General features: G+C 71.7%; 8 protein-coding genes and 1 pseudogene. 5 read left to right on the plus strand and 4 right to left on the minus strand.

All coding sequences use genetic code 11. The features are described from left to right. The first annotated feature begins 53 nt into the window (after positions 1–53). The 4 genes from ACFC02_RS28925 to ACFC02_RS28940 all read left to right on the plus strand — a co-directional run bounded on the left by ACFC02_RS28925 (position 54) and on the right by ACFC02_RS28940 (position 4491). Positions 54–1049 (plus strand): BlaI/MecI/CopY family transcriptional regulator, encoded by a 996-nt coding sequence (locus ACFC02_RS28925; protein WP_376363357.1) that lies wholly within the window; start codon positions 54–56, stop codon positions 1047–1049. Positions 1050–1309: 260 nt separating this feature from the next. Continuing rightward, the gene (locus ACFC02_RS28930; RefSeq protein ID WP_376363377.1) at positions 1310–2356 is read left to right on the plus strand and encodes an ABC transporter substrate-binding protein; all 1047 of its coding nucleotides are present in this window, start codon (positions 1310–1312) and stop codon (positions 2354–2356) included. Between the two features lie 63 nt (positions 2357–2419). Further along, positions 2420–3424, plus strand: coding sequence for a FecCD family ABC transporter permease (locus tag ACFC02_RS28935; RefSeq protein ID WP_376363359.1), 1005 nt, complete (start codon positions 2420–2422; stop codon positions 3422–3424). After that, on the plus strand, positions 3421–4491 hold the full coding sequence (locus tag ACFC02_RS28940; RefSeq protein ID WP_376363362.1) for a FecCD family ABC transporter permease: 1071 nt from the start codon (positions 3421–3423) through the stop codon (positions 4489–4491). The genes ACFC02_RS28935 and ACFC02_RS28940 overlap by 4 nt, the downstream gene beginning before the upstream one ends. Before the next feature lie 83 nt (positions 4492–4574). Here ACFC02_RS28940 and ACFC02_RS28945 read toward each other — a convergent pair whose 3' ends face one another. Then, the gene (locus ACFC02_RS28945) at positions 4575–6065 is read right to left on the minus strand and encodes an MDR family MFS transporter (protein WP_376363365.1); all 1491 of its coding nucleotides are present in this window, start codon (positions 6063–6065) and stop codon (positions 4575–4577) included. A gap of 362 nt (positions 6066–6427) precedes the next feature. Then, the gene (locus ACFC02_RS28950) at positions 6428–7867 is read right to left on the minus strand and encodes an aldehyde dehydrogenase (RefSeq protein ID WP_376363368.1); all 1440 of its coding nucleotides are present in this window, start codon (positions 7865–7867) and stop codon (positions 6428–6430) included. Positions 7868–8071: 204 nt separating this feature from the next. Here ACFC02_RS28950 and ACFC02_RS28955 point away from each other — a divergent pair, with 204 nt between their 5' ends. After that, positions 8072–8614: a TetR/AcrR family transcriptional regulator gene (locus ACFC02_RS28955; RefSeq protein WP_376363379.1), complete on the plus strand. Its 543-nt coding sequence runs from the start codon at positions 8072–8074 to the stop codon at positions 8612–8614. Between the two features lie 264 nt (positions 8615–8878). Here ACFC02_RS28955 and ACFC02_RS28960 read toward each other — a convergent pair whose 3' ends face one another. Then, entirely contained in the window at positions 8879–9283 is a 405-nt protein-coding gene (locus ACFC02_RS28960; protein ID WP_376363371.1) for a hypothetical protein, read from the minus strand. Positions 9284–9402: 119 nt separating this feature from the next. Beyond that, positions 9403–9874, minus strand: a pseudogene (locus ACFC02_RS28965) (alpha/beta fold hydrolase); the annotation flags it as partial. Positions 9875–9968 lie beyond the last annotated feature (94 nt).

Raw genomic sequence — 9968 nt, forward strand, 5'->3', positions numbered from 1 at the left:
GACGTCAAGTGGCGTCCCATTCAAACGGGGCAACACGAGAAGAGGCCAACACCATGCCTGAATCCACCGCTTCAGCCGACCTGGCATCGCAGTACACCGCCCAGGTGACCGGTGACCTGGAGCGAAACCTCAAGGAGCAGGACCGCGTCAGTTCCGAGATCGCGTCGCTGCGGGAGCAGTTGACCGTCCTGCGGCGTGACCACGATGTGCTGGTGAACATGCAGCAGGCGCTCGGCCTGAAGGCCGCCGCGTCGGTGGCGGCGCAGTCGGCACCGGCCGCGGCGCCGAGCAAGAGCACGAGCACGAGCACGAGCACGAGCACCGGCACGGTGCCCGCCCCCCGCCGCAAGGGCACCGCCAAGACCGGCACGGCCAAGACGGGCACGGTCAAGTCCGGTGCCACCAAGACGGCCACGGCCAAGACGGCCACCACCAAGACGGGCTCGGCGAAGCCCGCCACCGCCAAGGCGGCCGAGGCCAAGGCCGAGACGGCCAAGCCGGCGACGGACAAGTCCAGCGCGACCAAGTCGACCGCGGCCAAGCCCACCACCGGCAAGTCCGCCACCGCGAAGAAGGCCACCGCTGCGGCCGGCGCCGCGAGCAAGAAGACGGCCGCGGCCGAGAAGCCGGCGGCGGCGAAGCCCGCCGCCAAGTCCACGGCCGCGAAGGCCACCACCACGAAGACCGCCGCTGCGAAGGCCACCACCACGAAGTCGACGGCAGCCAAGTCCACGGCCGCCAAGTCCACCGCCGCCAAGTCCACCGACCAGCCCACGCTGGTCGAGCTGGTCCGCCGTCACCTCGTCGAGCAGAGCGAGCCGCGCTCGGCGGCGGAGGTCACCACCGCCCTCGGCCAGGCCCACCCCGACCGGGGCGTCAAGACGACCGTCGTGCGCACCACCCTGGAGGGGCTCGTGGCCAAGAACCACGCCCACCGCACCAAGCAGGGCACGTCGGTGTTCTACACGGCCAACGAGGCCGCCGAGCAGGCCCCGGCCGTCAAGGCCCAGACCGAGGCCCAGGCCCAGCCGGAGCCGGACAAGGCCTGAGACCCGGGCTGCCCCGGTGAGTCCGTACGCGCTGTCATGTCATCGGACTCGCCGGGGCCGGCCGCAGGGCTCCCCTCCCGCCGACCGTGGGGCCCGACTCCGCCCGCGCGCGGACATGTTGCCCGTCCGGCGGGACACATCGGCACCCTGGAGCACAGGTGTGCAGGTGAGAGGCGACAGGCACCTCATGACAGATTCATAAGGTCCTGTAAGGTGAGCCTATCCTTACTATTTGCTCACCCATCCTCATCGGAGTGCACATGCCCCTTCGGCGCCGCGCCCCCGTCGCAGTCGCTCTCGCTGTCGTCGCCGCACTGTCGGTCTCCGCGTGCGGCAGCGGCTCCTCCGGCGGGGGGAACACCTCATCCAGTTCCTCCGCCTCGGGGGGCGGTTCCAAGTCGGTGGCGAAGGGCGGCAAGGACTTCGGGAGCGCGGCCGAGAAGACCGCCGCCATGGGCACCGACGCCAAGCCGGGTCAGTGGCCGCGCACCATCAAGCACGCGATGGGCACCACCGAACTCGAACAGCAGCCCCGGCGCGTGGTGGTCCTCGACGTGGGCGAGCTGGACAACGTCGTCTCCCTCGGCATCAAGCCCGTCGGCGTCGCCTACACCGAAGGCTCGCCGCACCTGCCGTCGTACCTGAAGGGCGCGGGCTCACCCAAGAGCGTCGGCACGATCAGCAGCCTCAACCTGGAGGCGATCGCGGCCCTGAAGCCCGACCTGATCCTGGGCAGCCAGTTGCGTGCCGCCGACTCCTACGACGAGCTGTCGAAGATCGCGCCCACCGTCTTCTCCGTCCGGCCCGGCTTCACCTGGAAGGAGAACTACCTCCTGAACGCCGCGGCCCTGGACCGCACCGCGCAGGCCAAGGCCGCGCTGGCCGCCTACGAGAAGGGGGCCAAGGCCCTGGGCGACAGGCTCGGCGCCACCAAGCCGACCGTGTCCATGGTCCGTTACATGCCCAACGGTGTGATCCGGCTCTACGCCAACGACTCGTTCATCGGCACCATCCTGAAGGACGCCGGCGTCCCCCGGCCGAAGAACCAGGACATCGCCGACCTGGCCGCCGAGATCAGCGCGGAGAACATCGACCAGGCCGACGCCGACTACATCTTCAGCGGTGTGTACGGCAACCCGGACGCCACCGCCCGCACCAAGGCGCGGGGCAACCCGCTGTGGAAGAACCTCAAGGCGGTCAAGGCGGGCCACGCCTACGACGTACCGGACGAGACCTGGTACCTCGGACTCGGCGTCACCGCCGCCGACTCGGTCCTGGACGACCTGCAGAAGTACCTGAAGGCCTGAGCCGGACGAAGGCGCGGACCGCTGCCGAGCCAGGCCACTGACGAAAGAGAGTGAGCGCGGCCCATGTCGCCCCCGAACCGCCGCCGAGCGGCCTGGCTGCTGGCCGGCACGATCATGCTGCTGGGCGCCGTCCTGCTGAGCCTGGCGGTGGGCAGCAGGCAGGTCGCGCCCGCCACCGTGTTCCAGGCGCTGCTGCACGGCGGCACGAGTGACGACGCCCAGGTGGTCCGGGCCCTGCGGGTGCCCCGTACGGTCCTCGGTGTCCTGGTCGGCGTCGCGCTCGCCCTCGCCGGGACGGTGATGCAGGGCGTCACCCGCAACCCGATCGCCGAGCCCGGCGTCCTCGGCGTCAGCCAGGGCGCCGCGGCCGGGGTGGTGTGCGCGATCGCCTTCTTCGGTGTGCACTCCACGAGCGGCTACGTCTGGTTCGCGTTCGCGGGGGCGGTGGTCGCGGCCGTGGCCGTCTACGCCGTCGCCAGCGGCGGCCGGGGCGGGGCGAGCCCCGTCAAACTGGCGCTCGCGGGCGCCGCGATGAACGCCTTCCTCGCCTCCGTGGTCTCCGCGGTCGCCACCACCCGGGCCCATGTCATGGACGAGTTCCGTTTCTGGCAGGTCGGTTCGCTCGACGGGCGCGGCGGGGAGGTCGTCTCCGAGGTCTGGCCGTTCCTCCTGGCCGGTGTGGTGCTGGTGGCCGTGCTCGCGCGCGGCCTCGACGCCCTGGCGCTCGGCGACGAGGCCGCCCGCGCGCTGGGCCACAACGTCGTCCTGGTACGCGCCCTGGGCGCGCTCGGCGCCACCGTGCTGACCGGCGCGGCGGTGGCCGCGGTCGGCCCGGTCGCCTTCACCGGCCTGGCCGTTCCGCACCTGGCCCGTGCCCTGGTCGGCAGCTCGCACCGCTGGGTGCTGCCGCTGGCGGCGCTGCTCGGGCCGGTGATGCTGCTCTGCTCCGACGTGCTCGGCCGTGTCGTCTTCCCCCCTTCGGAGGTTCCGGTGGCGGTCATGACCGCGGTGCTCGGCGTGCCGTTCCTCATCGCCCTCGTGCGTCGCCGTTCGGCGGTGGCCGCGTGAACCGCACCGGCGCCCCCTCCTTCGCCCCGGCCGGGCACACCGTGCTGCGCTCCCGGCGCGCCAGTGTCCTCGTGCACCGCCGGGCGGCGCTCGTCGCGGCCGGCCTCGCCGTCCTGCTGGCGTGCGCGGCGGTGGCGTACCTGTGCACGGGTGAGTCGTTCACCGCGCCGCGCGAGGTGGTCCGCGTGGTGCTCGGGCAGCCCAGCCCGGACGAACTGGTCGTCGGCACGCTGCGCCTGCCGCGCCTCGTCGTGGGTCTGCTCGCGGGCGCCGCGTTCGGCATCGCGGGCGCGACGATCCAGACGGTCGCGCGCAATCCACTGGCCAGCCCCGACGTCATCGGGGTCACCCACGGGGCCGGGCTGGCCACGGTGACGGCGATGAGCTTCGGACTCGTCCCCCACGACGCGCTGCCCTACGTCTCGGTGGCGGGCGGGCTCGGCGCCGCGCTGCTGGTGTACGTGTTCGCGTGGCGGCGCGGGCTGCACGCGGCACGCTTCGTGCTCATCGGCATCGGTGTGTCGGTGGCGCTGGGCTCGCTGACCCAACTGGTGCTGACCAAGGGCGATGTCGTGGTGGCCCAGCAGGCGAAGATCTGGCTGACGGGTTCGCTCAACAGCCGGGGCTACGACCAGGCCGCGCCGCTCGCCCTCGTCCTGCTGTGCTCCGTCCCGGCGGTGGTGTGGGCGGCCCGTGCCCAGCGCGGCGCGGCCCTGAGCGACGACACCGCACGCGCCCTCGGGATCCGTCTGAACGCGGTCCGGCTCGGGCTCACCGCGCTCGGCGTCGTCCTGACCTCCGTCGCGACCGGCGCCACCGGCCCCGTCGACTTCGTGGCCCTGCTCGCCCCGCAGATCGCCCGCCGGCTCACCCGGACCGCGCAGATCCCCCTGCTGTCCTCGGCGCTGACGGGCGCGCTCGTCGTCGTGGTCGCCGACCTGCTGGCCCGCCGCCTGTTCCACCCCGTGGAGCTGCCGGTCGGCGTCCTGACGGCCGCGGTCGGCGCCCCGTACCTGATGTGGCTCATCGCCCGTACGGGCAGGCGGTCGGGGGGCGGCGGGGCCTGACCGTCCCACCGCAGCGGGACCGGTCCAGAGGGGCCGGTCCCGCTTGCTGTGCCGTGCCCTCGTCAGAGGGCGTGTCCGCTCGTTCAGGAGACCGCCACCCGGTCCCCGGCGTCCTGGGCGGGAGCGTGGCCGGCCGCCTGGGCGGGGACCGTGGTGTCCCGCGACCGCCTGAGCGCGAGGGCGAGGACGGTGCCGACCGCGAGGGTGGGCGCGATCCACAGGAAGGCGGTGCTCGTCGCGTGGGCGAAGGCGTCCAGCGCGGTGTCGCGCAGCGCGGCGGGGAGCCGGCCGATGGTGTCCGGGCGGGACGGGTCGAACCCGCTGCCGGCAGGCAGGGCGCGGGTGCCGTGGGCGAAGCCGGTGGAGAGCAGGGTTCCGAATACGGCGACGCCGAAGGCCGCGCCGATGGACCGGGCGAAGGTGACGACGGCGCTCGCGGCGCCGAGGTCGGCGGCGGGGACGCTGTTCTGCACCGTGGTCAGGACGACCATCGGGACCATGCCCATGCCCACCCCGGTGATCAGGAAGTAGACGCTGAGCACGGCGGTGCCGGTCGCGGCGCCGATGGTGCCCAGCAGGAGCAGCCCGGCGAGGTTGATGAGCAGGCCGCAGACGAGGATCAGGCGCAGGCGTCCGGCGCGGGCGGCCCAGCGGCCGGCGAGGGACTGGCTGACGACCAGGCCGGCGACCAGCGGCAGCAGGTGCACGCCCGACAGGGTGGCCGACACCCCGTCGACGATCTGGAGGTAGGTGGGCAGGTAGACCAGCACGCTGAACATGGCGGCGTTGGCCACGAAACCGATCAGCGAGGAGAACACCACGGTGCGGGAGGTGAGCATGGTCACCGGCAGGACCGGGGCGGCGGCACGCCGTTCGACGGGGACCAGGACGGCTGCCAGGGCGACGGTGGCGAGGATCAGGCCGAGGATGGCCGGTGAGGTCCAGCTCCAGCGTTCACCGAAGGAGGTGACTAGGACGATGCCGGTGGCGATGGCGGCCAGGACCAGCGAACCGAGGTGGTCGATGCGGGCCTTGGCCCCCCTGGTGCCGACGAGCAGCACCCGCGCCGCGATGACCAGGGCGACCGCACCGATGGGCAGGTTGATCAAGAAGGCCCACCGCCAGGACAGCTGATCGGTGAAGATGCCGCCGAGCAGCGGTCCGACGATGCTCGCGACACCGTAGACGGACCCGAACATGCCCTGGTAGCGGCCACGTTGGCCGGGCGGGACGATGTCGCCGACGAGCGCGAACGTCAACACGATCATGCCGCCGCCGCCCACGCCCTGGAGCGCACGCGCCGCGATCAGCTCGGGCAGGTTCTGCGCCAGACCGCAGGCCGCGGAGGCGATCAGGAAGACGGAGGTGGAGGCCAGGTACAGGCGCTTGCGCCCGAACATGTCACCCAGCTTGCCCCACAGGGGGGTGACCGCGGTGGACGCCAGCAGGTAGGCGGCGCTCACCCATGCGATGTCTTCGAACCCGTTCAGGTCCTCGGCTATCCGGGGCAGTGCGGTCGAGACGATGGTCTGGTCGAGGGCGGCGAGGAGGACGGCGAGGATCAGGGCACTCATGGCCGCGGCGACACCGCGGGGTCGTGGTGCGGGCGATTGCTGTGCCATGGACATCGGGGGATCTTTCATGTGAGAGGCGGAAAGGTGTGTGTGGGGCGCGCGGCCGGAGACGTCGTCCGGTCCGGGCGCGCGCCGTGCGGGGGGTGCGGGTGTGTGTGGGGCCCGGGCCCGGGTGGGTGCGGGGTGGCGTGTGCCCGGGTACGGGTGTGTACCGGGGAGTCCCGCGTACGGCGTAGGGCGCGTGTTGGGTGCGCGCCAGAGCGGGCTGTACGTGTGTGGGGGCGTGCCGGGTTCCGCTGTACGTGGGTGGGGACCGGGGCCCGGGCGGTGCGGGGGCCTGCTGGGCGTGGGCGGAGGCCCGGTCAGATGGTGACGGTCTTGTACTCGGTGTAGGTGCCGAGGCCGACGGCGCCGTACTCGCGGCCGATGCCGCTGGCCTTGAAGCCGCCGAAGGGGCCGTCGAAGCCGATCGAGGCGCCGTTGACGGTGACGGTGCCGGTCCGGATGCGCCGGGCCACGGCCAGGGCGTGCGCCTCGTCGGCGGACCAGACCCCGCCGGACAGGCCGTACTCGGAGTCGTTGGCGATGCGGACGGCATCGTCCTCGTCGTCGTAGGCGATGACCACCAGGACCGGGCCGAAGACCTCCTCCTGCGCGATCCGCATGGAGTTGTCGACGTCGGCGAAGACGGTCGGGGTGACGTAGTTGCCCTTCTCCAGTCCCTCGGGGACCTGCGGGCCGCCGGTGACCAGGCGGGCGCCCTCCTCGATGCCGATCCGGATGTAGTCGCGCACCCGCTGCTGCTGGTCGGGGCGGATCATCGGGCCGATGAAGGTGTCCGGGTCGCTCGGGTCGCCGACCTTGAGGGACTCCACCAGCTCCTTCAGCCCTGCCACGACCTCCTCGTAGCGCTCGCGCGGGGCGAGGATGCGGGTCTGCGCGATGCACGACTCGCCGTTGTTGAGCAGCGAGGAGAACTTCACGCCCGCGACCGCCTTGTCGATGTCGGCGTCGGGAAGGATCAACGCGGCCGACTTGCCGCCCAGTTCCAGGGAGACCCGCTTGAGCTGCTCGCCGGCGATGGAGGCGATCCGGCGTCCGGCCCGCGTCGAGCCGGTGAACGCGATCTTGTCGACGTCCGGGTGCGAGACCAGGTACTCACTGGTCTCCCGGTCGGCGGGCAGCACACTCACCACGCCTTCCGGCAGCCCGACCCGCTCCAGCAGTTCGGCCAGGAAGCCCATGCTCAGGGAGTTCTCCGGCGACACCTTCAGGACCACCGAGTTCCCCGCGAGCAGCGCCGGGATGATCTTCGAGGTGGCAGAGGAGAACGGCGAGTTCCACGGGATCACCGCCGCGACCACGCCCACCGCCTCCCTGCGCACCACACTGCGGAACGGGGCCGCGGGGTCCGACGGCGTGAGCGTCTCCTCCCAGCCGAACTCCTCGGCCGCCTTCAGGTACGCGTTCGCCTGCCGCGTCAGACCCGGCTGACCGGCCCGCGTGAACCACAGCGCCGATCCGTTCTCCATGGAGATCAGCTCCGCGATCCGCTCCGCGTTCTCCTCCCGCAGCGCGTTGAACCGGCGCAGCAGCGCCACGCGCTCCGCGGGGGCCACCGACGACCAGACGCCCGAGTCGAACGAGGCCCGAGCCGCCGCCACCGCACGGTCCACATCCGCCGGCCGCGCCTGCGCCGCCCGGCCGATCACCGATCCGTCGTGGGGCGACTCGATGTCCAGCAGCCCGGTGTCGCTCGGCTCGGTCCACGATCCCACGAACAGCCGGTCATACGTGATCATCACAGTCCACTCCTTCTGGTCCCCCGCGAGATCTGAGGTCCTGCGGGCCCTTCGTTATTTGTCACCAGACTGTAGCAGTTACTGCTGTTAGAAGCACATAAGCACGTCATTAATTGAGGGTAGGCACCCCACTGTGGGTACTTTTAAGGGATGAGAGCCGACGCAGTACGCAACCTGGAAGCCGTCCTGACCACCGGGGCACGGATGCTCGCCGCAGACCCGGCCGCGAGCGTCGCGAGCATCGCCGCCGAGGCCGGAGTCGACCGCCGCACCGTCTACCGGCGCTTCGCCTCGCGCGAGGAACTCCTCGCGGCCATCCACCAGTCCCGCCTCGAAGCCATCGAGCGCGCCATCGAGGACGCCCGGCTGCGCGAGGCCCCCGTCGCCGTCGCCCTGCACCGCTACGTCGAGAACATCATCACCGTCAACCGCACCTGGCCCGTCGACCTCACCCGCATGCTCGCCGACGACGACATACGCGAACGCCGCGACCGCTCCGTCCAGGAGGTCGACACCTTCCTGCGCCGCGCCACCGACGAAGGCCTCCTCCGCCCCGACCAGCCGGAAGGCTGGACCGGGCCGCTGCTGCCCGAGCTGATCCGGCTGGCCGCCCACCGCCAGGAACACCTCAGCGCCGCCCGGGCCGCCGACGTGGTCGTCGGCACCTACCTGGACGGCGTCGGACGGACACGGACACGCAGCGGGAGCCGCGAGGTCGCAGGGGGCAGCGAATGCCGGTGCCGGTGACGTTCCGGGCATGGCGTGGCTGAGGCGGGCGGCGGAGTCGGCGCCGCGATGCGTGCGCCGAGCAGATCGGTGAGGCGGGTCCGCCCCGCACGAGGCGACGGCGAGACGGCCCGCCGAATGCGGCACAGGGCCTCCTGGCGCCGCTCGGTCGGGAATCGCAACCCCGAGCTGCCAGGAGGCCCTGCATGACTCGACCGCCGGAAGGTCGCCCGGACAGGAGGTGCGTCTCAGTGAGCGGACCTACGGGCGGAAGGCGGCCGGTTTTCAGACGTTGTACCAGTTCGAGCACTGGTGGAGCGGGATCGAAGGCCAGCCGATGAGCGTGGTGTAGAACTCGCAGATCTGCACCTGCCTGATGTCCTGGCCGTACTCGACACTCACCGCCTTTCCGGGTTCCACGCCCAGCACCTTCTGGCTGCCGTCCGCGAGTGCGAACCACGCCTCGGCCTTGTAATTGGTGCCGTACTTCTGGGTCGTGAGCCACGCCCAGCTCGCCGCACCGTCGCCAGGGCAGTTGTCGACCTGGACTTCGCTGTGGCTCCAGCGCGCATAACCCGCGCAGCCTTGCGCGCTTGCGGGAGCCGCGTCAGCGGACTGCACCAGGCCCAGCCCCAGCATGGCCGTCGCAGCCGCGGCAACCGCCGCTCCCTTGAACGCCGTCCGACGCACTGACATACCTTCTCTCGATCGGTCCAGAGGCGACCGCGTACCGGGCCTCCTCATTGCTGAAACGACGACAATCCGCCCAAGGTTCATACAATCCGACCCTGGCGCTCCTTGCCCGGCGCCTACTTGGCGAGGAAGGCGAGCAGCGCCTCGTTGACCTCGGCCGCGTGGGTCCACAGCAGGCCGTGCGGGCCGCCCTCCACCTCGACGTAGTCGGCGGCGGGCAGCGCCTTGTGGAAGGGCCGCGCGGTGGCCTCGACCGGCAGGATCCGGTCGGCGGTGCCGTGCAGGATCAGCGCGGGGACGTCGACCTTCGGGATGTCGGCGCGGAAGTCCGTGCCCCAGGTCAGCGGCGCGGCTGCGGCCGCGTACGCGCCGCCGCCCGCGGCCACGTTCCAGCTGTTGCGCACGGCCTCCTCGCTGATGCGGGTGCCCAGGGTGTCGTCCATAGAAGTCCTTGTAGAACTCGGTGTAGTAGGCGTACCGGTCGGCCTGCACCGTCCGGGACACCTCCTGGAAGAACTCGGCCGGCGCCGCTCCGTCGGGGTTCTCGTCGTTCTTGAGCAGCCAGGGTTCGAGCGAGGCGAGGAAGGCGGGTCTTCAAAGTTGAGCGGTGCGGAGGTGTCCGCGGGCTCGGCGGGTGGTGACGCAGCGTGTGCGTAGGCGCTGGTTCGTAGCGTTGCGGAAC

Origin of the sequence: Streptomyces sp. NPDC056160 (genome assembly GCF_042268205.1) — a bacterium.
Classification (GTDB): domain Bacteria; phylum Actinomycetota; class Actinomycetes; order Streptomycetales; family Streptomycetaceae; genus Streptomyces.

What these genes read in the sequence shown, in the direction of transcription:
- ACFC02_RS28925 (WP_376363357.1), top strand. Translation starts at nt 54, where the DNA reads ATGCCTGAATCCACCGCTTCAGCCGACCTGGCATCGCAGTACACCGCC.
- ACFC02_RS28930 (WP_376363377.1), top strand. Translation starts at nt 1,310, where the DNA reads ATGCCCCTTCGGCGCCGCGCCCCCGTCGCAGTCGCTCTCGCTGTCGTC.
- ACFC02_RS28935 (WP_376363359.1), top strand. Translation starts at nt 2,420, where the DNA reads ATGTCGCCCCCGAACCGCCGCCGAGCGGCCTGGCTGCTGGCCGGCACG.
- ACFC02_RS28945 (WP_376363365.1), bottom strand. Translation starts at nt 6,065, where the DNA reads ATGAGTGCCCTGATCCTCGCCGTCCTCCTCGCCGCCCTCGACCAGACC.
- ACFC02_RS28950 (WP_376363368.1), bottom strand. Translation starts at nt 7,867, where the DNA reads ATGATCACGTATGACCGGCTGTTCGTGGGATCGTGGACCGAGCCGAGC.
- ACFC02_RS28955 (WP_376363379.1), top strand. Translation starts at nt 8,072, where the DNA reads ATGCTCGCCGCAGACCCGGCCGCGAGCGTCGCGAGCATCGCCGCCGAG.